This is a genomic window from Nitrosopumilus sp., assembly GCF_025699255.1.
GTDB lineage: Archaea > Thermoproteota > Nitrososphaeria > Nitrososphaerales > Nitrosopumilaceae > Nitrosopumilus.
In genome coordinates, this window is the sequence record NZ_JAILWA010000001.1 from 246,029 (window position 1) to 269,106 (window position 23,078).

General features: G+C 35.7%; 27 protein-coding genes and 2 rRNA genes. 12 read left to right on the top strand and 17 right to left on the bottom strand.

All coding sequences use genetic code 11. The features are described from left to right. Positions 1–9: 9 nt before the first annotated feature. Both K5781_RS01650 and phaC read left to right on the top strand, forming a co-directional pair. The gene (locus K5781_RS01650) at positions 10–585 is read left to right on the top strand and encodes a poly(R)-hydroxyalkanoic acid synthase subunit PhaE (RefSeq protein ID WP_297440035.1); all 576 of its coding nucleotides are present in this window, start codon (positions 10–12) and stop codon (positions 583–585) included. Continuing rightward, positions 578–1,642, top strand: a complete 1,065-nt coding sequence (gene phaC / locus K5781_RS01655) for a class III poly(R)-hydroxyalkanoic acid synthase subunit PhaC (RefSeq protein ID WP_297440037.1) — start codon at positions 578–580, stop codon at positions 1,640–1,642. Before K5781_RS01650 ends, phaC begins: the two co-directional genes overlap by 8 nt. A 32-nt stretch (positions 1,643–1,674) precedes the next feature. Here the strand turns inward: phaC and K5781_RS01660 are convergent, their stop codons facing one another. From K5781_RS01660 to K5781_RS01670, 3 genes are read right to left on the bottom strand one after another with little or no spacing between them, the layout of a single operon-like run. Beyond that, complete coding sequence (locus K5781_RS01660) at positions 1,675–2,103, bottom strand: hypothetical protein (protein WP_297440039.1); 429 nt, start codon at positions 2,101–2,103, stop codon at positions 1,675–1,677. Then, on the bottom strand, positions 2,100–2,525 hold the full coding sequence (locus tag K5781_RS01665; protein WP_297440041.1) for an AbrB/MazE/SpoVT family DNA-binding domain-containing protein: 426 nt from the start codon (positions 2,523–2,525) through the stop codon (positions 2,100–2,102). The genes K5781_RS01660 and K5781_RS01665 overlap by 4 nt, the downstream gene beginning before the upstream one ends. A 35-nt stretch (positions 2,526–2,560) precedes the next feature. Continuing rightward, entirely contained in the window at positions 2,561–3,373 is an 813-nt protein-coding gene (locus tag K5781_RS01670; RefSeq protein ID WP_297440203.1) for an alpha/beta hydrolase, read from the bottom strand. 94 nt (positions 3,374–3,467) lie between these two features. Here K5781_RS01670 and K5781_RS01675 point away from each other — a divergent pair, with 94 nt between their 5' ends. Beyond that, a complete protein-coding gene (locus K5781_RS01675; RefSeq protein ID WP_297440043.1) occupies positions 3,468–3,899 on the top strand; it encodes a universal stress protein in 432 nt (143 codons plus the stop codon). Between the two features lies 1 nt (position 3,900). Here K5781_RS01675 and msrA read toward each other — a convergent pair whose 3' ends face one another. The 5 genes from msrA to K5781_RS01700 are packed head-to-tail and all read right to left on the bottom strand — an operon-like array spanning position 3,901 to position 6,913. Beyond that, positions 3,901–4,356 (bottom strand): peptide-methionine (S)-S-oxide reductase MsrA, encoded by a 456-nt coding sequence (gene msrA, locus K5781_RS01680; protein WP_297440046.1) that lies wholly within the window; start codon positions 4,354–4,356, stop codon positions 3,901–3,903. A gap of 50 nt (positions 4,357–4,406) precedes the next feature. Then, positions 4,407–5,417, bottom strand: coding sequence for a hypothetical protein (locus K5781_RS01685; protein WP_297440048.1), 1,011 nt, complete (start codon positions 5,415–5,417; stop codon positions 4,407–4,409). A gap of 53 nt (positions 5,418–5,470) precedes the next feature. Beyond that, positions 5,471–5,848, bottom strand: coding sequence for a DUF6659 family protein (locus tag K5781_RS01690; RefSeq protein WP_297440049.1), 378 nt, complete (start codon positions 5,846–5,848; stop codon positions 5,471–5,473). A 58-nt stretch (positions 5,849–5,906) separates the two neighbouring features. Then, complete coding sequence (locus K5781_RS01695; RefSeq protein ID WP_297440051.1) at positions 5,907–6,752, bottom strand: methyltransferase domain-containing protein; 846 nt, start codon at positions 6,750–6,752, stop codon at positions 5,907–5,909. Between the two features lie 29 nt (positions 6,753–6,781). Continuing rightward, the gene (locus K5781_RS01700) at positions 6,782–6,913 is read right to left on the bottom strand and encodes a hypothetical protein (protein ID WP_297440053.1); all 132 of its coding nucleotides are present in this window, start codon (positions 6,911–6,913) and stop codon (positions 6,782–6,784) included. A 97-nt stretch (positions 6,914–7,010) separates the two neighbouring features. Between K5781_RS01700 and K5781_RS01705 the strand changes: the two genes are divergently transcribed. Beyond that, a complete protein-coding gene (locus K5781_RS01705; protein ID WP_297440055.1) occupies positions 7,011–7,496 on the top strand; it encodes an RDD family protein in 486 nt (161 codons plus the stop codon). A gap of 157 nt (positions 7,497–7,653) precedes the next feature. On the opposite strand, the gene K5781_RS01710 is transcribed toward K5781_RS01705, so the two are convergent. Further along, a complete protein-coding gene (locus K5781_RS01710; RefSeq protein WP_297440057.1) occupies positions 7,654–8,778 on the bottom strand; it encodes an ATP-binding protein in 1,125 nt (374 codons plus the stop codon). Between the two features lie 165 nt (positions 8,779–8,943). Between K5781_RS01710 and K5781_RS01715 the strand changes: the two genes are divergently transcribed. Next, positions 8,944–9,810 carry a tetratricopeptide repeat protein gene (locus K5781_RS01715; protein ID WP_297440059.1) on the top strand — a complete coding sequence of 289 codons (867 nt, stop codon included), beginning with the start codon at positions 8,944–8,946 and terminating at the stop codon, positions 9,808–9,810. Positions 9,811–10,001: 191 nt separating this feature from the next. Here the strand turns inward: K5781_RS01715 and K5781_RS01720 are convergent. Continuing rightward, positions 10,002–12,998: ribosomal RNA gene (locus K5781_RS01720) — 23S ribosomal RNA — on the bottom strand. Between the two features lie 149 nt (positions 12,999–13,147). Further along, positions 13,148–14,618 (bottom strand): 16S ribosomal RNA (locus tag K5781_RS01725). Together the 16S and 23S rRNA genes form the textbook arrangement of a ribosomal RNA operon. Before the next feature lie 356 nt (positions 14,619–14,974). Here K5781_RS01725 and K5781_RS01730 point away from each other — a divergent pair. Further along, complete coding sequence (locus K5781_RS01730) at positions 14,975–16,267, top strand: aminotransferase class III-fold pyridoxal phosphate-dependent enzyme (RefSeq protein ID WP_297440062.1); 1,293 nt, start codon at positions 14,975–14,977, stop codon at positions 16,265–16,267. On the opposite strand, the gene K5781_RS01735 is transcribed toward K5781_RS01730, so the two are convergent. Beyond that, positions 16,264–16,632 carry a hypothetical protein gene (locus K5781_RS01735; protein ID WP_297440064.1) on the bottom strand — a complete coding sequence of 123 codons (369 nt, stop codon included), beginning with the start codon at positions 16,630–16,632 and terminating at the stop codon, positions 16,264–16,266. The two genes, K5781_RS01730 and K5781_RS01735, sit on opposite strands and share 4 nt — an antisense overlap. Positions 16,633–16,908: 276 nt before the next feature. Here K5781_RS01735 and K5781_RS01740 point away from each other — a divergent pair, with 276 nt between their 5' ends. Further along, positions 16,909–17,730 carry a tetratricopeptide repeat protein gene (locus tag K5781_RS01740; protein WP_297440065.1) on the top strand — a complete coding sequence of 274 codons (822 nt, stop codon included), beginning with the start codon at positions 16,909–16,911 and terminating at the stop codon, positions 17,728–17,730. A gap of 5 nt (positions 17,731–17,735) precedes the next feature. On the opposite strand, the gene K5781_RS01745 is transcribed toward K5781_RS01740, so the two are convergent. Next, the gene (locus tag K5781_RS01745) at positions 17,736–18,443 is read right to left on the bottom strand and encodes a hypothetical protein (protein WP_297440067.1); all 708 of its coding nucleotides are present in this window, start codon (positions 18,441–18,443) and stop codon (positions 17,736–17,738) included. Positions 18,444–18,520: 77 nt separating this feature from the next. On the opposite strand from K5781_RS01745, the gene K5781_RS01750 reads away from it, so the two are divergent. The 4 genes from K5781_RS01750 to K5781_RS01765 are packed head-to-tail and all read left to right on the top strand — an operon-like array spanning position 18,521 to position 20,447. Beyond that, complete coding sequence (locus K5781_RS01750; protein ID WP_297440069.1) at positions 18,521–18,886, top strand: SHOCT domain-containing protein; 366 nt, start codon at positions 18,521–18,523, stop codon at positions 18,884–18,886. Position 18,887: 1 nt separating this feature from the next. Further along, on the top strand, positions 18,888–19,343 hold the full coding sequence (locus tag K5781_RS01755) for a cupin domain-containing protein (protein WP_297440070.1): 456 nt from the start codon (positions 18,888–18,890) through the stop codon (positions 19,341–19,343). A 5-nt stretch (positions 19,344–19,348) separates the two neighbouring features. Next, a complete protein-coding gene (locus K5781_RS01760) occupies positions 19,349–19,711 on the top strand; it encodes a cupin domain-containing protein (protein ID WP_297440072.1) in 363 nt (120 codons plus the stop codon). Positions 19,712–19,769: 58 nt separating this feature from the next. Continuing rightward, the gene (locus K5781_RS01765; RefSeq protein WP_297440074.1) at positions 19,770–20,447 is read left to right on the top strand and encodes a DnaJ domain-containing protein; all 678 of its coding nucleotides are present in this window, start codon (positions 19,770–19,772) and stop codon (positions 20,445–20,447) included. On the opposite strand, the gene K5781_RS01770 is transcribed toward K5781_RS01765, so the two are convergent. Genes K5781_RS01770 through K5781_RS01780 form a run of 3 tightly spaced genes read right to left on the bottom strand, consistent with a single transcriptional unit; the run spans position 20,444 to position 21,334 of the window. Further along, positions 20,444–20,851, bottom strand: a complete 408-nt coding sequence (locus tag K5781_RS01770) for an HIT domain-containing protein (protein ID WP_297440076.1) — start codon at positions 20,849–20,851, stop codon at positions 20,444–20,446. The genes K5781_RS01765 and K5781_RS01770 overlap by 4 nt on opposite strands. 36 nt (positions 20,852–20,887) lie before the next feature. Further along, the gene (locus K5781_RS01775) at positions 20,888–21,166 is read right to left on the bottom strand and encodes a hypothetical protein (protein ID WP_297440078.1); all 279 of its coding nucleotides are present in this window, start codon (positions 21,164–21,166) and stop codon (positions 20,888–20,890) included. Next, positions 21,167–21,334 carry a hypothetical protein gene (locus K5781_RS01780; protein ID WP_297440080.1) on the bottom strand — a complete coding sequence of 56 codons (168 nt, stop codon included), beginning with the start codon at positions 21,332–21,334 and terminating at the stop codon, positions 21,167–21,169. Between the two features lie 54 nt (positions 21,335–21,388). On the opposite strand from K5781_RS01780, the gene K5781_RS01785 reads away from it, so the two are divergent. Beyond that, positions 21,389–22,528 (top strand): 3-hydroxyacyl-CoA dehydrogenase, encoded by a 1,140-nt coding sequence (locus tag K5781_RS01785; RefSeq protein WP_297440082.1) that lies wholly within the window; start codon positions 21,389–21,391, stop codon positions 22,526–22,528. Here the strand turns inward: K5781_RS01785 and K5781_RS01790 are convergent. Next, positions 22,518–23,027 (bottom strand): TIGR00725 family protein, encoded by a 510-nt coding sequence (locus K5781_RS01790; RefSeq protein ID WP_297440085.1) that lies wholly within the window; start codon positions 23,025–23,027, stop codon positions 22,518–22,520. The two genes, K5781_RS01785 and K5781_RS01790, sit on opposite strands and share 11 nt — an antisense overlap. Between the last annotated feature and the right edge of the window lie 51 nt (positions 23,028–23,078).

Here is a 23,078-nt window from a genome sequence, read left to right on the forward strand (position 1 = left end):
ACGATATCTGTGCAATCAGATTCTTCAAAAAATACAATGGACTATTACAAGCATTTGTCATTGTTTTGGACAGATTTAATGCATCTGATGTCAAGTAAACCACAAGCACTAGCATCAACAGGGCCTATGAGAGCATTTGCAGCAAATTCAAAAAAAGTAACTACAGAACTAATTGAGATTAATGAAGATTTGATGGGATTTAATCAGTATCTTACTGAATACTATAAGCAACTAGCCAACGCATGGGAAGTAGCTCAAAAGAAAGTAAATTTGAAAGCTCCCGAAGTACCCCAAGATGTAGAACAAATTGAAGCATTCAAAAGAATATGGATAGATATTTTCGATAATGATTTTACAGAGTTATTTGACTCTAAAGAATTTGGAGAGAATTATGGAAAGCTTGTGTCAAAAGAATTGGAACTTACAAAACATTGGAACAATATCACAAATGTAGTTTTACAATCAGTCAATCTACCAAGTAAAGAAGAAATCGATGAGGTCTATAAGGAACTTCATTCTTTGAAAAAAAGAGTAGGTAAACTAGAATTAGAATTAAAAAAAAGAGGAAGAAGTAAAAATGCATAGTGAATCAAAAATTGATCCAAAGATCATCGAAGAAGTATTAAAATTCAGTAAAAATGTAATAGATGCTCCAAAATTAGTTTCTGCACCAGATGAGATTAGCTTAGAAGTGACACCTCATGACACTGTTCATGAATTAGACAAAACAAGATTACTTCGTTATAGACCACTTACAGAAAAACAACATAAAACACCATTGTTGATTTCATATGCATTGATTAACAGATATCACATATTAGATATTCAACCTGAAAAAAGTTGGGTAAGAAATCTTCTACAACAAGGATTTGATGTATACATGTTAGATTGGGGAACACCAACAAGCATGGACAAATATTTAGATTTTGATGATTATGTAAATGGATATCTGGATTCAGCAGTAGAATACATAAAAAATGAATCATCAAATGAAAAAATTTCATTACAAGGATATTGTACAGGAGCAACTATTTCCACGGCATATACTGCATTACATCCAGAAAGTGTGAAAAATTATATCGCAACAGCACCAGTAATTGACGGATGGCGGGATACAACCGTGATCAGTAATCTTGCCAAACACATGGACGTAGAAAAAATGGTTGAAACCATTGGAAACATGCCTCCAGAATTCATGTACTATTGTTTTTCTGTTTTAAAGCCATTTGAGCAAGGAATTGAAAAATATGTAAAATTTTTTAAAAATATTGATAACAAAAAATTTGTAGATAATTTCCTCAGAGTTGAAAAATGGTTAGGAGACACGCCCCCAATTCCAGGAGAATTATTCAAACAATGGATTAAAGATATCTATCAAGAAAACTTGCTAATTCAAAATAAAATGTATGTAGGAGGCGAACACATAGATTTGAAAAAGATCAATATGCCAACATTTACACAAATTGCAGTAGGAGATCACTTGGTATCACCAGAATGCAGTATGCCGTTACATTATGCAATTGGAAGTGAAGATAAAACGCTCAGAATGTATCCTACAGGACACGTAGGAATGATAGCTAGTTCCTTATCACAAAAGAAAGTGTTGCCAGAATTAGGAAAATGGTTATCTGAAAGATCATAAAAAAGAAAAAAATTAAAAAAATAGATTTTTCACTAGTTAGTTTTTGTAGTGAATGCAGAAATCCACGATTTTAGAATATTTCTGTTAAGGTCAGCAAATGATTTTGCATTATCGTTGAATGTTTTAATATTTTGTTGTGTTGCATCGATAGTTGCAAGAGTTACTTGGTTTTGTATTGAAGCTGCCTTTACAAATTCTTCTGTTGTATCATTGATTACTTTTAATGATGCTTCAGGAATGTTTGCTGCAATACCTGCTTTTTTTACATATTCTTTTTGTAGTGTGATAGTGGAATCTACTACGTTTTCATATGCTTGAAGGAATTCCTGTTGTACATTAGTAATTGACTGATGATATTGTGGTACTGATTGTTTAATACCGTTGAAGAGTTTGTCAACATTTTCTTGATATACAGAAAATACATCTTTTGGATTTGTTTGTGTTGTTTCGTTTTTACTCATTGTTTCACCTCCTTATTTTTTGATTTTTTTGCAATTGGTAATATGATGACTTGAACCAAATCACCATCTCCTAAACCAAGGGCATTACGTTCAGCTTCAGGAATAGAGATTCTCCCATTACTACTGATGGTAGTTTTGTAAGCACCCCAATTCATGAAAGATGGAAGCATTTGTCCGATACTAAACATAGTGTCCATACTTTTACTTTGCATGGTAGACATGTTATCCATCATATTAGATTGAGTTTGTCGTGCACTTTCAGAAACTCCCTTTAGAGTTTCTAAAGGATTGAAAGTTTGGCTAGTTTGATTTGACATCAAAGAACCAAAACTTTTCATAAATTCTGCTTGAGCACGGCCACTTTTTTGAATCCAAGATTTGAACATCTCAGATGGGTCGTATAGGTTTTGATTACCACTCATAGGTAATAGTCGGAATCATTAGTATTTAAATGGATCTAAGCACCATTCAAAAATTCCAAAACTTTTGAAGCAAAGGTATCAGGATCTTGGACATATGGAGTATGACCACACCCATCCATTCTAAAAAATCGACAGTCTTGCAAAGACGAAATAAAACTACCTGAATAATCAATAGGAATTACTGGATCCACAGAACCCCAAATGATCAGAGTAGGAATTGTGATAGAACTAAGTTTTGTAGTAATAGGTTTAGAATTTTTTAATCCCAAAACAGTTGACATGAATGCAAGTTTTGCGTTAGGAAGTTGCATTCGTTCAATAAAACCAGTGATAATATCTTGTGGCACTTCTTCTCCAGAACCTTCCATTAATTCAAAAGCGTTTTTGGCAGTTTGTTCATTTGGATATAATGCAGCCATTACGTATGCATCAAGGGCAGGAGTCGATTGAGTCATAGCTCCAGCAGGAGAAACAAGAACAAGTTTTTCAATTTCTTCAGCATGTGATGAAGTATATGTTGCTGCAATTTGGCCACCTAAAGATGAACCAATCAAATTTGGGCGAACAATTCCAATTTGCGCAAAAAATTTTTCCAAAAAATCTGAAAATAATTCAGGAGTGTAATCAATAGTGGGTTTATCGCTCAAACCAAACCCTATCAAATCAGGGACAATTACACTATAGTGTTTTGAAAAAATAGGAAGTACATTTAACCATCTTTCAGCTGATGCGCCTAATCCATGAAGTAAAACAATAGTGTTTTTTGAGTTACCAGATTCCAAATATCGGATTTTGTTCCCATCAATTTGGAGGAATTTTTCTTCCACTGTTTTAGCTACAATTATCATCACTAGATAAGTTTTAGTGAATTGTGCGATCAGCAGATTTTGGATTATTGAAAAGTACAAGTATCTTTTTTAGTATCAACAATACACAAGATTTGTGATAAAAAAGAAAATTTCAAAAATATTAGTTCCGTTAGATGGATCAAAAAACTCCATTAGAGGTCTAGAAACAGCAATTACATTGGCCAGAAGTTGTGGGGCGACAATTACTGGAATTTATTCAATTTATGCGCCACCGCACTCAGAATTTAGAGGAGTAGGCTCAGTGGAAAAAGCACTGAATGATCAAGTAAAAAAATTCATGGAAGAAGCAAAGGTTTTGGCTGCAAAAAATGGAATTGTGTTTACTGAAAAAATTGCCAGAGGGGAAATTGGATACAACATAATTAAACTTGCTCACGGAAAAGGGAATTTTGATTTAATTGTCATAGGCTCAAGAGGAAGAAGTTCTGCAAAAGAGATGTTCTTTGGGAGTGTTTCAAATTATGTTATTCATACATCCAAAATTCCAGTTGTAGTAGTAAAATAATCTAAGAAAATCCGTGTTTTTGGAAATATTTTTGATGATATTCTTCTGCTTTGTAAAAAGTTGGAGCAGGAACAATTTCAGTTACAATAGGATCATCAAAATGACCTGATTTTTCAAGAGATTGTTTAGAATTCTCTGCAATTTCTTTTTGTTTTTCATCATGATAAAAAATTGCTGAACGATATTGAATTCCAATATCAGGACCTTGTCGATTTAAAGTTGTAGGATTGTGATTTTTCCAAAAAACAGATAACAATTCTTCAAAAGAGATTTCGTCAGGATCATATTCAACTTCAACAGCTTCAGCATGACCTGTTTTATCAGTACATACTTCTTCATACGTAGGATTTGGAAGTTTACCACCAATGTATCCAACAGTAGTGGATTTTACTCCCTTGGTTTTGTTGAGTAAATCTTCAACATGCCAAAAACATCCTGCACCAAATGTTGCTTTCATTTAATCTTATTAGAAATAAACTGAATTAAAACTATTTGTTAAAAGCAGAATTAATTTACTGATATAACGCCTTCTTGAATAAGATACTCTAACGAATTGACAAATTCATCTTCAGAGATTAAATCTTGAGACCACCAATGTGCATTGTTACGTACCCAACTAGGAATTTCATCATCAGAAACATTACCAGAAGAAGATGTTGAAACCATGATAATGTTATTTTCCAACATGAATTCAATTCCAGAAACAAAAGCTGAATCATTAATCTTTCCAGTTGCCCACCATTCAGCATTATTACGTATCCAGTCAGGCACAGATATAGGATCTGCATAACCTAAGATATTATGAATTGATTGTTTTGGAAATTGAGAATCAAACCAAGATTTGTAGCTTGGTTCATTGTTGTATCTATCAAGATAGTATTGAGGAGATTTATCAAGTGCAGGAAAATTATCAATGTGAGTTAATGGATATCCAACAACATTAGTGATTGATTGTTTTGGAAATTGAGAATCAAACCAAGATTTGTAGCTTGGTTCATTGTTGTATCTATCAAGATAGTATTGAGGAGATTTATCAAGTGCAGGAAAATTTGGAATTTTAAGTTTTAAAGTACTAAAAGTTTTAACTTGTTCTGATTTAGTAGGGGGTTCTGATTTAGTAGGTGGTTCTGATTTAGTAGGGGGTTCTGATTTAGTAGGTGGTTCTGATAGTTTTTGATATTCAATTGATTTTTCTAAATTTCCATCATATGTAACTTTGATTGGATAAATTCCATCAGAAGTCCATGTTGGACCGCCAACATTAAAAGTCACAGAAAAACTACCATCAGGATTAGCAGGAATTGTATTAAAATCTGCAAAATTAGATTTTCCAGGAGTAAAAATTTGAATTGTTATGAAGGGAATTTCAGGAGTGTAAAAAATAGTTCCAGTAATAATTAATTGATCATTTTCATGATAAAGAGATTTGTTAGTTGTAAAATCATTCACTTCTCCAAATACAGGTACCAAAAAACCTGAAATTAGTAAAAGTGTAAGAGACAATGAAAAAAGAAGCATTTTTAGAAATGATATTTTTGCATAATTAAAGAATTCGTCAGATTCAATTATGGTTAATTTACGTCAGTAAAAATTTCTACAACTTTTTTAGCTAAATTTTCAATATTGGCAGTAGGTTCTGCAGAAATTAGTAATAGAATCTGAGTAATTGGAAAGGGAAAACTAACTAAAACTGCCTTGTCTCTTCGAGCAGCAAGATAGTTTATTGGACCAAGACTCTCATCATATTCTTTACGAATAGATGCTTTTGAAACAAATTCTAAAAAGGATTGTAGTCTAGTTTCGTCACCCTCATGTGGAACCAGTCCTTCTTTGAAACCACCTGCGATTAATTTCCCATCTTTATCCACAATTCCTGCAAAACGAATTTCAGATTCATTAAGTAGCTGAGTGCATTTTTGAGCATATAGATCTAAAGTAGAATCAGACATTATTTCTTTAGCATAATATCAAAAATAAAAACCTAGCCTAAAAGTTCAGGAGATTTGACTAGAGATGGCATTTCAACAACACATAATCAATGATTTTATTTTCAGAGGCATTTTTCATTTTTTGCAGAGATTTGAATAGAATTTTTTCCACATATGAGGAATATTGTTTTAAAATAGATTTTTTGATTTCTTCCCGATGTTCAATATAGTAATTTGTCAATGGATCATATACATTAGAACCAATTAGTTTTTCTTCAGAAATTTGAAATCCTTCAGATGAAATAATCTGTTTGATTTCATTTAGAGCATAGTGTTCAGAAGACCAAGTAAATTTTAAGATTCCAAGTTTTGTAAGAGATGATGAACTAAGAGTTACAGGTATTGCTAAAACAAGAAAACCAGAATCAGACAAAATTCTTTTTGATTCATAAATAAAATCAGCAAGAGGCTTGAAATGTTGTGAAGACTCTAAAGCAAGAATCCTATCTACAGATTTTGTTGTAAAAGGTAATTTTGTAGATGAGGAATTAAAAAATTCTATTTTTTTCTGAGGTGCTGAAAAACGAAGTTGATCTTGATTGATGTTAACACAAAATATAGATAAATTTGGAAATTTATTTCTCCAAAATATTGCAGGTGCGGATAATCCACTACCTACATCTACAACAGTTTTACAAGAATCTAATTCAGCCATATTTGCAAAAATATTACATAGATTTTCTTGTGCAGAAATAGGAGTATCATGTTGTTTATCCCAATATCCAAAATTCAGCATATTTCCTCCTGTTGCGAGTTGCATTACAGGAGATAGCGAATTGTAAAGATTTACAACATCATTTTCATTTTTACGAATAGTCCATAAAAAAAGTTCGATAGGATTAATGGAAGTCAAAAATACTTTCAAATTTAATATGAACTGATCACTATTAATTCCTAAGGTAAACCTTCTGAGTCTTCGGCGCAGTGTTTGTGTACCCACTGATCATCTTGGTTTTTTGTAATCTCTTTACCAGGTTGAATTTTATCCCCACAAGAGATACATGATGTTGCAAATTTTGCTTTCATAACAACTTGTTACATCAGAATGATAAATCATCTATGATTGAAATGATGTTTACCTATGATGAACATGTTTTATTAATTTGAAGCTTGTAGGCAAAGTATGAATGATTCTAATTCAGAGATTTCATCTAAGATCGTTCTTGCCAAGTGGACAGATAGATTTTTTGCATGGTTAATTGATTTTGTAATAATTTCTGCAATTTCAACAACAATAATTTTTGCATTATTTGGTACGATAGAATATGATTTAGAAGAATACGGGATATGGGCAGAAAGTTCTCAATACATTCCAACTAGTATCATGTTTTTTGTATATTGGACAATTTTAGAATATAAGACAGGTCAAACAATAGGGAAAAAAATCCTCAATTTACAGGTCACAGGCATGAATGGGGAAAAACCAAATTTGAAAGGAATTTTGATTAGTAGTTTTGGAAAAGCATTCTTGCTTCCAATAGACATAGTTTTAGGCTGGATTCTTACCAATGAGAACAGGCAAAGAATTTTCAATAAATTAGGAGACACAATCATAATTAAAATAAAAATTTCAGAAAAATATTCAGATACAAAATATACAAAAGATTAGATTTTGTCAGATTTTGTTAAACTGTTACTGTGAAGATTTTACCAACAGATCTATTAGACATAACAGATCTTGTTAGACAATGTCTGAAAATCATAGTGAATGGTGGATAGGATTGCCAAAAGAACTACAAAACGACATAGAATTAGAAGAATAGAAATTAAAATGGCAAAGTCAAGGCAAAAGTGGTGGGTTTGTTACTCACAGTTATTGTTCCCCCATGCTGCTCAACAATACTTTTACAAATTACCAACCCCAAACCAGTTCCAGTTGTTTTGGTTGTAAACATAGGTTCAAAAATTTTGCTTAAATTTTCATCAGAAATACCAGGGCCAGAATCCTTAATTTGTACAGTCAAAATTTTAGAATCAGAAACCAGATCTATGTCAATTTCTCCTTGGCCATTCAAAGCTTGAACAGCGTTATTGATAAGATTAGATAGAACTCCTTCCATTTTTCTTGCATCACATTTTATACGATAATCATTTTCAGGAAGGTTGATTTTAATTCCATATGATGATTTTACATGATTCAAAGCTAATTTGATTATGTGTAAAAATGAAGTAGGTTCTTTTTTAATCTCAGTAGTTCTTGCGAAATCCAAAACATCTTCAATAATTCTATTCATATCAAAAATAGAATTTTGCATTCTAAGCCACTTTTCTTTATTTTTTGAATTTAGTTTTGAGAGAATTTCAGGAGTTAACATTTCAGCATAAGTGTGCATGATTGTTAATGGATTTTTCAGATCGTGTGCAATTCTACTAGCCATAGTACCTATAGTTGCAAGTCTTTCAGATTTCACTAATTCAGAACTTTTATTTTCCACAATTTCCATCAGGTCTTCATTTTGTTTGGTTAGTTTTTGTTCCATTTTCAATAGTTTTTCTTGAATTTCTTTTTCTTTGGAAATATCGGTTCTCATTGCAACAAAATTTTTAATGTTGTTTTTAGAATCGAAAATAGGAATTATTGTAGATTTTAACCAATAGAATGAACCGTCTTTAGCACGATTTTTTATTTCACCTTCCCAAATATCTCCTGCCAGTATAGTATCCCACATTGTTTTAAAAAAATCATCAGAATGTTCATCAGATTTTAAAATACTATGCGTTTGTCCTATTAATTCATCTTCAGAATATTTTGATAATTGACAGAATTTTTTATTTACAAAAAGAATAACGCCATCAGTATCAGTAACCGCCAAAATTGAATGTTCAGAGAAAATATCATTGAAAGTTGAAATATCAAGATGTAGTTTTTTCAGAGAGTGTGAAATTTCCATATACATCAGATTTGTTCATTTGTTATAATACAAGAGGTTGTATGTAATTTTACAGAACATGTGTAAAATTTGTTAAATTAGGCTTACTTTGTATGATCAAAATATCCCAATTATGGGAAGAAGGAAAACAGGTTAAATAAAATAAATTACAAGAAAAGTCAATTCATGAAAAAACTGAGTGCTGTTTTTCTAGGTATTTTATTAATAACATTTTCATTGACATTAAATCCGATGGAATTATCTTATGCCATCTCACCCTTAGAGGAAAAAGCAATTTTGAAAAAAGAATTAGTTGAGAATTCAATTGCAGATATTTTAGACATGGTGGCAGATGAAAAATCAGTCAAAAAAATAGAAAAAGCTCAAAAACAATTTGAAAAAGGGAATTTATATTTCGATGAAGGAAATTTCAAAAAAGCAGTAAAACATTATGATAAGGCCTTAAAGCAAATACAAAAAACATTGAATGAACCACACATGAAAAAAATGAAAATTGTAGATGAAGGTGCAGGGGATTTTACCGGAGATGGATTAGATGATGTGTATCTAAAAATCACAAATCCTGGAAAACCAAACAAAGGAATCAAAGTAGATTTTAAAATTACAGATGCATGTGTTAATGGAGCAACATATGAAGATGCAGGTATGAAAATGGCTTTTTCAACAGGGAAATTTTTAACTCCAGAAGGATTAGTGGACGAAGGATTCGAAATCACAAATGAATGGTTTAAGAAAAAGAAAAATGATGATAATAAACAAATAGATCCATTTACACATTACACAACTTTGTTTATGTTACCTGAATCAGGAGACGATTTGATTCAAAAAAAAATAGACAGTAAAGAAGGATCATTTGAACATAATGAAATTATTTCAGAAATCGGTGATCAAACAGGATGGGAAGGATCATTTGAATTCAAAGGACCAGCAGGAGATTACAAAATGAATTTCTTTTTACCACATTCAGATTTCGGGGTTGATGGTTGTGATAATTTGGCAGGTTTTGCAGTAGACATGACAATAAAATCTTAAAAAAAGATGTATAGTTACCACTAAAGAATTTCAAATTAAAACCCAGCTAACGCTAGAGAAAATAATTGTCAAATTAAAAACGCATAGCTAACGCTAGGTATGATTAAAAATAAAATCATCGTACAAGTCGTGTATATGTTCCACTTGATGATATGAATATGATCATCGCGCATAGTCTCTATGTAAGTGGCTGAACCGATGTGTTGGTCTATTAGTAAAGGCTGGCTCACCACTCGCCGAAGCTTGTGATCTACACCACCTTCCTATCAACGCAGTATTTTGCTGCCGACCTTCATCTTACGAAAGAATAACTTGTCTCGGGATAGGATTCGTGCTTAGATGCTTTCAGCACTTAGCCTAAACGGCTTAGCTGCCCGGCCTGCCTTATCAGACAACCGGTAAACCAGTGGCCACGCTGCTCTGTTCCTCTCGTACTGAGAGCAACTTCCCCTCAGTTATTCGCGCTTCCATCAGGCAGAGACCGACCTGTCTCACGACGGTCTAAACCCAGCTCATGTTCCCTTTTAATAGGCGAGCAGCCTCACCCTTGGCCCCTGCTGCAGGACCAGGATAGGAAAAGCCGACATCGAGGTACCAAACCGCGGGGTCGATAGGAGCTCTCGCCCGCGACGAGCCTGTTATCCCTGGGGTAATTTTTCTGTCACCTCCGGGCCCCAATAGTGGGCACACGAAGGATCGCTAAGCCAGACTTTCGTCTATGAATTCCGTGCGTTTGGAAATCCATTCAGTCGAGTTTTTGGCTTTGCCCTCTTCAACGGATTTCTGCCCCGTTTGAACTCAACTTTGGGCCCCTTTGATATCTTTTCAAAGGGGTGCCGCCCCAGCCGAACTGCCCACCTGCACGTGTCTCCGGTCTTCACTGGATAAGTGGTACTGCAAAAAGAGTCTGGTGTTACATCGTTGCTTCTTAACACCCCGGAGAGTGTTAAGCATGGCTCCCAGATACCCTGTGCAATTCTTACTATACCACAAGCACAAGCTGCAGTAAAACTCCACGGGGTCTTCTCTCCCCGATGGAAGTTGATGGACTGTTCGTCCACCTTATGTGGCTTCACCGGGTTGTAGGCGGGGACAGTGGGGCTCTCGTTGTTCCATTCATGCGCGTCGGAACTTACCCGACAAGGCATTTGGCTACCTTAAGAGAGTCAGAGTTACTCCCGGCGTTAACCGGCCCTTAGCTCGGTTGAACCCAAGTTTTAGGTACCGGCACCGGCCAGGATTCAGCGACTATACAAATCCTTTCGGACTAGCAGTCGCCTGTGTTTTTATTAAACAGTCGAAACCCCCTTGTCATTGCAACCTGCGATCCCCATTCCTCATGAAGATCGCAGGCATCCCTTATACCTAAGCTACAGGACTAATTTGCCGAATTCCCTCGCCATACGGTATACCCGTAGCACCTTAGCTTTCTAAGCCAGCGCACCTGTGTCGGTTCTGGGTACGAACTTGTATCTTACTAACTACACAATCTTTCATGGTCTCCTGGACTCGAGGAAACTTCGCTAACGCGAAGCCATTCCTACCTCGGGATGGTTCTCGTCATTACAACACTCCCCATCCCTCGAATAGTTAGATACAACGATGGTTGTACAACCCCTATCCGGAAGCGAACCATATAGCTCAAACGCTCAATACAAGGTACTAGAATATTAACTAGTTTCCCATTCGGTGTACTCTGTTGAGGTACATCTTAGGATCGACTACCTCCAGGCTGATAACGCATTGCCTGGAAACCCTTGCGCTTTCGGTGGTACAGATTCTCACTGTACTATGCTGTTACTGCCGCCAAGATCTGCAATAGAAACCGGTCCACAGGACGTTATCGCCCTGCTTCGACCCAATCACTACGCCAACCTACCACGAATCATCCATTGATGATTATCCAAAGTATCGGTATTTTGCTTTAGCCCCGTCCGTTTTTGAGGCATCCCCCCTCGGCAGGTAAGTTGTTACACACTTTTTAAAGGATAGCTGCTTCTGAGCTTACCTCCCTGCTGTCTTGGCGAGAACACGCTCTTTAGCTTGACACTTAGCAAAAATTTGGGGACCTTAACTTCAGTCTGGGTTAAACCCCTTTCGGTCATGAGCCTTACGCCACATGAACCCGTGTCCTTGCTTCTACGATGTATATCCGTTCGGAGTTTGAATGAGAGGTGAGGGATTTCTCCCCCGCGCCTCTCTATCAGTGCTCTACCGGAAACACTATCTCCACAAAGCACGCCCTGCGAGACGCTTCGGTTGGAACTAGCGAGCGCCAGTCTAGATTGGTTTTTGACCCCTATTCCCAAGTCACAACAACGATTTGCACGTCAGAACGTCTTAAGACCTCCAGCGGGCTTTCGCCCGCCTTCATCTAGCTCAGGAATAGATCGACTGGCTTCTAGCCTAGCCGCCATGACTCTACGCACTTTCACACGCTTCTCCTGACTTCTTGCGAAGCTGCGAGAACTCGGTTTCCCTTCGCCTACACCTTTACAGGTTTAAGCTTGCCATGACAGTTAGCTCCTTGGCCCGTGTTTCGAGACGGAACGCGTGACACTGATGATTTGGACATCAAATCTTCAACTCTATTGCTAGAATCTCTAATCTGAAAAAATCACCTTCCATGCCACGCACGTCTGTAAGTAATAGGTTTCATGCACTTTTCGCCCCCCTTCCGGGGTACTTTTCAGCTTTCCCTCACGGTACTAGTCCACTATCGGTCTTGAGAGATATTTAGCCTCGGATGCTACTTTCACCCATATTCATTGCCCACTACCAAGGACAACTACTCGGGTATGAATAGGACTCTTCCCACTTCGCCTAAGGGGGTATCACCCTCTTTGCCAGAACTTTTCAGATCATTTCAGCTGTGTTCCAAGATTCCATATTATCATACCAAAACACCACATCTCCCGAAGGATTCAGTTTGGGCTATTTCCTTTTCGATCGCCTCTACTTGGGAAATCTCAATTGATTTCTTTTCCACGTGGTACTAAGATGCTTCAATTCCCACGGTTCGACTTCCAATACTAGTGTACTGGAATGTACATAAGTACAAGATTCTCATTCGGACATCTCGGGATCATAGGATGCGTGCGCCTACCCCGAGCTTATCGCAGCTTGCCACGTCCTTCATCTCTCCTCAAGCCTAGCAATCCACCTATTACCGTCTTTACACCGGCATATTCAGCCACATATTACACGACTATGCACGACGATCATTGCAAGTCCCCTGGCAGGGACCCACTACATCCTTCATACATCACTTTTGGTGATGCATTGCATCGATGATTCAATATGAAGATTATGTACACCCGTACACTTTCCTTGTCTAAGGAGGTGATCCGACCGCAGGTTCCCCTACGGTCACCTTGTTACGACTTTTCCCTTGTCACGAACCCCAAGTTCGATAACGCCAATCAGACGTCACCTCGCTAAGAGCTCACTTCAATGAAACGACGGGCGGTGTGTGCAAGGAGCAGGGACGTATTCACCGCGCGATAATGACACGCAGTTACTAGGGATTCCATATTCGTGAGGGCGAGTTGCAGCCCTCAGTCATAACTGTGGTAACGTTTGAGGATTACCTCATCCTTTCGGATTTGAAACCCATTGTCGTTACCATTGCAGCCCGCGTGTGGCCCCAGAGTTTCGGGGCATACTGACCTGCCGTGGCCCCTTCCTTCCTCCGCATTAACTGCGGCGGTCCCGCTAATTCGCCCCACTACTCCTGAGAGTAATGGTGGCAACTAGAGGCAGGGATCTCGCTCGTTACCTGACTTAACAGGACATCTCACGGCACGAGCTGGCGACGGCCATGCACCACCTCTCAGCTTGTCTGGTAAAGTCTTCAGCTTGACCTTCATTCTGCTGTCTCTCCGGGTAAGATTTCTGGCGTTGACTCCAATTGAACCGCAGGCTTCACCCCTTGTGGTGCTCCCCCGCCAATTCCTTTAAGTTTCATACTTGCGTACGTACTTCCCAGGCGGCAAACTTAACGGCTTCCCTGCAGCACTGCATTGGCCACAAGCCAATGCATCACTGAGTTTGCATAGTTTACAGCTGGGACTACCCGGGTATCTAATCCGGTTTGCTCCCCCAGCTTTCATCCCTCACCGTCGGACGTGTTCTGGTAGACCGCCTTCGCCACAGGTGGTCATCAATAGATCAAAGGATTTTACCCCTTCCTACCGAGTACCGTCTACCTCTCCCACTCCCTAGCGCTACAGTATTCCCGGCAGCCTGTACGTTGAGCGTACAGATTTAACCGAAAACTTATAGCGCCGGCTACGGATGCTTTAGGCCCAATAATCATCCTGACCACTTGAGGTGCTGGTTTTACCGCGGCGGCTGACACCAGAACTTGCCCACCCCTTATTCATCGGTGTTTCTAGGACCGACAAAAGGTTCCTTTAGCAGAAACCACTCGGATTAACCTTGTCGTGCTTTCGCACATTGCAAAGTTTTCTCGCCTGCTGCGCCCCATAGGGCCTGGGTCCGTGTCTCAGTACCCATCTCCGGGCTACTCCTCTCAGAGCCCGTACCTGTAATAGTCTTGGTGGGCCATTACCTCACCAACAAACTGATAGGCCGCAGTCCCATCCTACGGCGATAAATCATTTGGAACACAAACCATTCCAGATATAGTGTTCTATCGGGCATTATTCTCAGTTTCCCGAGGTTATTCCCGTCCATAGGTTAGGTTGACTACGCGTTACTGAGCCGTCTGCCTTGTATTGCTACAATGACTCGCATGGCTTAGTATCAATCCGATAGCAGTCAGGTCCGGCAGGATCAACCGGATTCTGAATATTTTGTATTTTGATTATTGAAGTACATTTGTACTTTAATTGGAATTGACGGATGCACATAATCTTCACATTTCAGATATTGATCACTTGATCAAATCCTCATTTTTGTATGCGTAACTGGAGGCCCATGAATCACAAAGTGGCATCTTGCCATACTTCATCACGAGCGCCGCCTATTGCGTTACGTATGCAGAAGCCGAAGAATGCAGAAACCATATAAACCATACGTGAAATTATGCCTGATCGGTCAAAATATTGTAAAAATTACATGTTTTTTGAGAGGGTTTTTGTTCAAAACAAGACAGGATAGTCAATAGTTAAAATGACAGATCTTATTTTGAAAATTGCTTTTGAGTGATTATATTTCAGAGTACAAAAAGAAGACAAAGGCATCTGCAAAAATATTTGCAAAGTCATCCAAGCTTCACGTAAATGGTGTTTCTCATAACATAAGATTTTATGAACCATATCCATTTGTTGTCAAATCATCAAAAGGAGCAAATCTTGTCGATATGGATAACAACAAATACACAGATTATTGGATGGGTCATTGGTCTTTGATATTTGGACATGGCCAAAAAAATGTTAAAGAGTCATTACAAAAACAAATGGAAAAAAGTTGGATGTATGGAACTGTAAATGAGCAAACAATAAGGTTATCAGAATTGATTTCAAAAGCAGTACCAGTAGCTGAAAAAATTCGTTATGTTACATCAGGTACAGAAGCTACAATGTATGCAGTGAGATTAGCTCGTTCAGTAACAGGGAAAAAAATTATTGCAAAAATCGACGGAGGATGGCACGGATATACATCAGATTTACTAAAAAGTGTAAATTGGCCATTTACAGAATCTGAAAGTAGCGGAGTAGTTAATGAAGAAAAAATTGTTTCAATTCCATACAATGATTTAGAAAAATCTCTTAAAATTTTAAAAAAACACTCGAAAGATTTAGCTGGAGTGATTATTGAACCAGTGTTAGGAGGTGGAGGATGTATTCCAGCCACTCCAGAATATCTAAAAGGAATTCAAGAATTTGTTCATAAAAATAAGTCATTGTTTATTTTAGATGAAATAGTTACAGGATTTCGATTTAGGTATGGTTGTCTCTATCCAACTATGAAACTTGATCCAGACATTGTGACATTAGGAAAAATTGTTGGTGGAGGAATGGCAATCGGAGTAATGTGCGGCAAGAAGGAAATAATGGAAGAAGCAGATACCACAGGAAAAAAGAAATCAGAGCGTTCCTATGTAGGAGGAGGCACATTTTCAGCAAATCCCACATCAATGACATCAGGACATGCAACACTTAGTCTTTTAAAATCTAAAAAATCCACATACTCAAAAATCAATTCATTGGGAGAGTTTGCTAGAAAAGAGATAGGCAAAGCATTTGATGGTAGAGTTGCAATCACGGGCAAAGGGTCATTATTCATGACACATTTTCTAAAAGATGGAATTACTGAAGTTACAAATTCAAGCCAAGCAGCAAAATGTGATTCACAAATGTTAGCAAAATATCATTTTAAGATGATTGCGCATGACGGCATATTCTTTTTACCTGGAAAATTAGGAGCCATTTCAGATGCACATACAAAAGAAGATATTAAAAAAATAATTAAAGCATCTGAGGGTTTTTAGTTTTCAGAATTCTCTGGAAAATACTGATTTTTCCAAGACGTTAATTCCATAAAAATATCAACATAATCATCAGATTTTATAGTGATATGGACATGAGCTAGAAGATTTCCAAATTGGGCCTCAAATATCATAGTACATTCTTTTTTGAAAAAAGGAACAGTAATCCCAATTTTCTTTAATGAAGAAAATTTGAAATTTTCAATTTGGATGAAATTTTCTTTTATAGTAACAAATTTTTTTTCAGAATTTTTGTTTATAGATTCATCCAATTCTTTTTGAACAGATTCATTCCAAATAGGACCATCCTTAGGCCATCTATGAACATGAACCTTATCAGCCTGATAGACTATTTCAAACCCAGTCAATGACTTACAAAATTTATGATGAAAATTAAGCTTATCTTATGTAAGAAAAATTACAAATTCAATTATTTGATATTATTAAAGCAGAACAGATTTTTATAAAATCTTCATCCTAACATTGTATGGAAAAGAAAAAAGAAGAAAAAGAAGCATATGCAACTGAAGATCCCACAGATACAACAGCAGAAAAACAAGAAAATATGGCAAAAGAAGCAATAAAGAAATTCAAATCATTAGGATAGTACAAACTTTCATTAGCAATATCATTTTTGAGAAATTATGGGACTGTTTGGATCTAAAGAAAATGTAGAAGATTTGATGTATAATGCAATGACATTAATGGAAAAAAATCAGCCGAAAGGAGCAATTGCATTATTCAATAAGGTTCTCAAACAGGAATCTAAGAACACTTCAGCATTATACAACAAAGGTATGGCGTTGAATCAGATCAAAAAATACAGTGATGCAATAACTTGTTTTGATATTTTACTTGAGATAAATCCTAAAGATGCACAAGCATGGAATAACAGAGGAATAGCCATGGCCGAAAATGGAAACATTCAGGCAGCAGCAGAATGTTATGACAAAGCTATAGAAGCAGATTCTAAAAATGCTGCATCATATTTTAACAAAGGAGTTTTGCTTGACAAACTAGAAGAAAGAGAAGAGGCGTTAGAGGTATTAGATAAAGCAATTTCGATTGAGCCAAGAAAGCCAAATGCATTGTTTTACAAGGGAATAATTTTAGGCAAAATGAAAAAACACGAAGAATCATTGAACTGTTTTGATAAAGTACACAAAAATCACCCTAGTCACATGGATGCATTTTTTCATAAAGGAATAGAATTAGCAGAGTTAGACAAACATGAAAAAGCAATACAAGTGTTTGATCAAATTTTATCAAAACATAAAGACAATGTAAATATTATTTATGCCAAGTCAAGAAGTAAAGCCGCACTAGGAGAATATCCAGAAGCGTTAGAGTTGCTAAAAATATCTATTTCTAAAAACCCAAAAATAATTAGAAATTGGGCTAGAAGTGAGCCAATATTTGCAAAATTACTATCAAATGATGAGTTCAGAAAACTTGTTAAGATGTAAAACAGTTACAACATTTTCTTTCGTACAGCGTCAATTCTGATTATTCCAACTTTCTTTTTTGGTCCAATCAGTCTAGCTTCAAATATCGGAACGTAAACTTCTGTGATTTCACGCATTATAAATTCGTCATTTAGAGCACGCACGTCTACTTCCATAGGTTTTTTGAGATGAGATTGAAGTTTTTCGATTGCAGCTTCATATGTTAATTCAGGTTTTTTTACATCAGGCATTTGGTTCCCTAGTAGCCTTTTAGGATAATTTTCAATGGTTTTTGAATTAATCTTAAAAGGGAAATTTATTGCTCTTCCATGATGATCAAATACAAGTTCATCTTCTTCTTCGACAAAAACATGTTCTTCAAGTTTTAGATCAACTTTGTTTTTACCTCGTTTTCCAACAAATGCCTTTTCAAGAGTGGATTTTGAACGTACAGGAAAAACACCGTCACCCAAAACTACCTCATGAACATTAGAATCAACAGAAATTGTATGATTTGCTTTTCTAAAATAATCAGCAACATATTTTCCAGACACCATCAATATGCATTCATAGTATAATTTTAGAGAATGAACATGAACTTCTTCCTTTTTGGGTCTAGATAATAAAGACTTGAAGGGAGATGTCTTTTTTTGTTCTATAATTTCTGAGGCATCAGATTCTTCGATATTTTTTTTCAAAACAATTGTTTTTACATCATAATTGGATTTGGACAATATACAGCAAAGTATACACTTGTAACTATTAAACCAATTCTACTAGGAAATAAATAATAGAAATTAGAGTTTAATGCATGGCAACAAAAAAGAAAACAGGGTATATTGAGAGATTTTTAAAAAAAGCAGACAAAGCAATTGATGATGGAATTAAAAGAGCAGATGAAGCACTGGAAGATGCAGTAGAGTTTGGGGAAATGGCAGCATCTCAAGCAAAAAAAGCCAGTGATCAATTAACCAAAAAAGCACTAAAAGAAAAAGAAGAAATCAAGACAAAAGGAATTAAAAAAATTAATGAAGGAATTTCGGCTGCAAAAAATGCAACAAGTAAAACAGAAGAAGATTTGGCAACATTAGAAAAACTCGGAAAGTTAAGAAAAGCAGGAGTTTTAACTGAAAAAGAATTTCAAGAAAAGAAAAAGAAAATACTTTCCAGGATATAAAATGAAAAAAACAAACATTTCAGGTACAAACGATAAAAGAAATGTAAATCCAGATTGGTTCACAGGAAAAACATGGATGAAAGTTCTATCAGAAAAAATTAAAGCAAAAGATCAAGACATCTATCATGTACATTTTGAAAAAGGTTCAAGAACAAAACTTCATCAACATAACGGAAATCAAGTGTTAATTGGAGTAAAAGGAAAGGGAAGTTTAGAAATTTTTAGTAAATATGGAACTAAAAAAAATAATTTTAAAATCAAAAAAATAGAAAAAATTAGTCTAAATGAAGGAGACATCGTTCACATACCTGCAAAGACACTTCATACTCATGGTTCTGTAGATAAGAAAAAAGAATTTTCACACATTGCAATCAATATTCTACCTAAAAAAAATGCAACATACAAAACAGAATGGTATGAATCAGATTTTAAAACCATGGTTTCAAAAATTATTTAGACGAAATGTTAATACTAAAAGACTCAAAAATAGCACCAATCAAAGGCAATGAAGGGGCCAATATCAAACAGTATTTTCATCCCAATAATACAGAAAATGGAATTAGCTATAGTTTAGCACAATTTACATTAGAATCAGGAAAAAAATCAAAACTTCATAAAATGAAATCTTCTGAAGTCTACTATATTTTAGAAGGGAAAGGAAATCTAGTAGTTGAACAAAAAAACCATTTTTTAGAAAAAAATGATTCAGCATATGTCCCACCAAATTCCAAACAATTTATTGAAAATATTGGAGATGAGGATTTGAAATTTCTCTGCGTTGTGGAACCAGCATGGAAGTCAAGTGACGAAATTTTATTGGAGTAATTAAATAACTTCTAATCAGAGGCAATTATTTTTAACATATAACAAATCTCTAAGGCTAGTGAATACGTTTCAGGCACTTAGAACATTAAATGTAGATTCAAGTTCATCTCAAGAAGAGATCAAAATAGCATACAGAAAGCTGGCACTAGAACTTCATCCAGACAAAAATCAAGATAAAAAAGAAGATGAAGAATTTAAAAAAATTACTGAAGCGTATAACCACCTAAAGAAAAACCACAATCAACACGAGTCACCATATCAAAATATTTCAAAACCACAAAAAGAACCTGAAAATAATTTTAAAAGAAAACCTCAATGGGGAGCACCAGATGACGGAAGCATACCAGAACAAGATTGGGGAAAATATACACGAGAGTTTGAAGAAGGAGACCCAGATTTTTGGAGAGAGTATGAAAAAAAATTCTGGGAGGAGTATAATGCACGAGTAAGAGCAGATGGTAGGAACGGAGAGTTTGAAAAAGCTAAAGAGCCACAAGAACAACCAGATCTTTTTGTAGATGTGGACAAAAGTTTGTGCATAGGTTGTTGTAGTTGTGAGATGATAGCCCCAAATGTATTTTCAATCAACAAAGAAAGTAGATCAAATCCTAAATCTTCAGTAATTAATCACAAAGGAGCAGGAGTAAATAAAATAATGAATGCTGCAGAAACATGTCCAACAAAAGCAATTATTGTAGAAAATACAGAAACAAAAGAAAGGCTATTTCCACGTTAAATTTTTAATTTTTGATATAATTCATTCATTTCGGATTCAGATAATTTTAGAGATGAATTAAACATACTATGAATTGCACCTGCAGAATCATCTTTACTTCGTGGAACTAAGTGCACATGCACGTGAGGAATTTCTTGTCCAGCATCTTTACCATTATGAATTGCAATTAAGGTTGAACCAGTAATGTTGTCAACTTTGGAAGTTATCTGCTGTACTAATGAAAATAAATCAGCGTTTTCTTCAGAACTCATATCTTGAATTTTTTGATGATGTTTTTTCGGAATTACAAGAACGTGTCCTAATGCTAAAGGGAATGCATCAAGAAAAGATACAGAATTATCAGTTTCTTTTAAAAATTTAGATTTAATTTCACCATTTATGATTTTACAAAAAATACAATCCATGTTAATTCTAAATATTTGAAAATATTAAATCACTTATTAGGGTTCAACAATTTTTGCCCATGCAAGACCTTCACCAAATTTGATAGTAACAACATCGCCTGATTGGAGGGTACAATCATCAATAGTCTTAGGAATAGTGTCTTTCGTCTCAACATAACAAATTCCATTATCATTTGTTAAGATGGTCACCTCTTCGTAGATATCTTCGCGAATAAGATTCCAAAAGGGAAAAACCAGGGTAGACAGAACAATCCCAGCAGTTAGAAAAGCACCGACAAAAACTAGACTAGTTTTTTGGCTAGAACTAAGTTCCAATTACCAAGTACCGCCATCTCCTGCATTTGGATCTAATTTTTTAGCAGGTACGTTTCCATGTGCTTTTTTCATATGTTTTTTTAGTCGTTCAGGATCATGTAACTCTGTTCCACAAACATCACATTTGGTTTTATTTTCATCATTTTTTTTGCGATTAAACAAGCCCATTAAATCATAAAATTTTGAAATACATTATAAAGGATACTGGATTTTTGTCTAATAGTGGCAATAAAAAATATCACAGTTTTAGGTTCAGGGGTTATGGGACATGGAATTGCACAGGTGTCAGCAACCGCAGGATACAATGTAGTTTTACGAGATATCAAACAAGAATTTTTGGATAAAGCAATGGAGAAAATCAAATGGAGTTTAGATAAATTAGTATCCAAAGAAAAAATTTCAAAAGAAGAAGGAGATGCAATTTTTGGGAGGATTACTCCAGTAGTAGATTTGAATGAAGCTGTAAAAGATGCAGAACTAGTAATAGAAGTAGTTCCAGAAATAATGGATTTAAAAAAATCGGTTTATGCAGAATTAGATAAAGCTGCAGGCCCAGAAGTTATTTTTGCGTCAAATACAAGCACTCTACCAATTACAGAAATTGCAAATACAACATCACGTCCTGAAAAATTTATCGGAATTCATTTCTTTAATCCACCTCAATTAATGAAGTTGGTAGAAGTCATTCCAGGAGAAAAAACATCCCAAGAAATTACTAAATTAACTCAAGAATATGTAAAATCAGTAAACAAACAGGCCGTGGTGTGTAGAAAAGATGTTCCAGGATTTATTATCAACAGACTTTTCATTCCAATGGTACACGAAGCATGTTTTGTAAAAGACAGAACCGGAGCTTCTCTGGAAGAAATTGATTCAGCAGTAAAATTCAAACTAGGATTTCCAATGGGGATTTTTGAATTAGCAGATTTCACCGGAATGGATGTAATTCACAAAGCTACAGTAGAAATGCATTTACGAGATAAAAAAGTAATTAATCCACATCCTCTTGTGGAAAAAATGTTTGAAGAGAAAAAGCTTGGACAAAAATCAGGAGAAGGATATTACAAGTATTCAGATGATAAATATGAACGAGTTGCACTTTCAGAAGAACTTGCAGAAAAATGTAATCCAATCCAACTTGTTGCAAACATTTTGAACAATGCAGCATGGCTTGTTTCAAATGGGGCAAGCGACATTGAAGAAATTGAAAAAGCAGCTCAACTAGGACTGGGTCTTAAAAAACCATTATTTGAAACTGCAAAGGAGATTGGAATCAAAAAAATTGTTGATGAATTAAACAAACTAGCTGATGAGTACGGAGAATTTTATAGACCTGATCCTCTTTTAGTTTCTATGCAGTAATTAATTCTAAAATTTTCTTTACAGCTTCTTGTGCATCATCTACGCCAATGATTTTTACATTTTTTCTATGATCCAAATACCCGTCAATGTATTGCGCCACAGGCCCATTTAGATTTCTAATTGCAACCATGGGCTTTTTGTTCATATACGCAGCACATGTTTCAGATAAAGTTCCAGAACCACCACCCACTATAATTACGCCATCAGCAGTCAAGGCATTCAAAAAATCACGAGTCAATCCCATCCCAGTAGGAATCACGATATCGCAATATTCATTGGCCTCAGAAGCATCTGCTTGAGGAATAATTCCCACAGTCAAACCATCAGCATCTTTTGCTCCATGAGCAGCTGCAGTCATCACCCCACCCAAACCACCAGTAATTAAGACCGAATCAGATTTTGCAATCTCCATTCCAACAGCATATGCAATTTTTTCATGTTCAGGAGTACACCCATTAGTATTATGACCAATAACTAAGATCTGTCGTTTCTTTACCATGATGAAATATGAGAAAATGGTTTGAAATATCTTTCCAAGAGAAAAAGATAT

Coding starts and splice junctions, on each gene's coding strand:
- phaC (WP_297440037.1), top strand. CDS start 578: ATGCATAGTGAATCAAAAATTGATCCAAAGATCATCGAAGAAGTATTA.
- K5781_RS01660 (WP_297440039.1), bottom strand. CDS start 2,103: ATGAGTAAAAACGAAACAACACAAACAAATCCAAAAGATGTATTTTCT.
- K5781_RS01705 (WP_297440055.1), top strand. CDS start 7,011: ATGAATGATTCTAATTCAGAGATTTCATCTAAGATCGTTCTTGCCAAG.
- K5781_RS01690 (WP_297440049.1), bottom strand. CDS start 5,848: ATGTCTGATTCTACTTTAGATCTATATGCTCAAAAATGCACTCAGCTA.
- K5781_RS01755 (WP_297440070.1), top strand. CDS start 18,888: ATGAAAAAAACAAACATTTCAGGTACAAACGATAAAAGAAATGTAAAT.
- K5781_RS01665 (WP_297440041.1), bottom strand. CDS start 2,525: ATGAGTGGTAATCAAAACCTATACGACCCATCTGAGATGTTCAAATCT.
- K5781_RS01710 (WP_297440057.1), bottom strand. CDS start 8,778: ATGGAAATTTCACACTCTCTGAAAAAACTACATCTTGATATTTCAACT.
- K5781_RS01790 (WP_297440085.1), bottom strand. CDS start 23,027: ATGGTAAAGAAACGACAGATCTTAGTTATTGGTCATAATACTAATGGG.
- K5781_RS01740 (WP_297440065.1), top strand. CDS start 16,909: ATGGGACTGTTTGGATCTAAAGAAAATGTAGAAGATTTGATGTATAAT.
- K5781_RS01780 (WP_297440080.1), bottom strand. CDS start 21,334: ATGGGCTTGTTTAATCGCAAAAAAAATGATGAAAATAAAACCAAATGT.
- K5781_RS01700 (WP_297440053.1), bottom strand. CDS start 6,913: ATGAAAGCAAAATTTGCAACATCATGTATCTCTTGTGGGGATAAAATT.
- K5781_RS01670 (WP_297440203.1), bottom strand. CDS start 3,373: ATGATAATTGTAGCTAAAACAGTGGAAGAAAAATTCCTCCAAATTGAT.
- K5781_RS01750 (WP_297440069.1), top strand. CDS start 18,521: ATGGCAACAAAAAAGAAAACAGGGTATATTGAGAGATTTTTAAAAAAA.
- K5781_RS01685 (WP_297440048.1), bottom strand. CDS start 5,417: ATGCTTCTTTTTTCATTGTCTCTTACACTTTTACTAATTTCAGGTTTT.
- msrA (WP_297440046.1), bottom strand. CDS start 4,356: ATGAAAGCAACATTTGGTGCAGGATGTTTTTGGCATGTTGAAGATTTA.
- K5781_RS01715 (WP_297440059.1), top strand. CDS start 8,944: ATGAAAAAACTGAGTGCTGTTTTTCTAGGTATTTTATTAATAACATTT.
- K5781_RS01760 (WP_297440072.1), top strand. CDS start 19,349: ATGTTAATACTAAAAGACTCAAAAATAGCACCAATCAAAGGCAATGAA.
- K5781_RS01770 (WP_297440076.1), bottom strand. CDS start 20,851: ATGGATTGTATTTTTTGTAAAATCATAAATGGTGAAATTAAATCTAAA.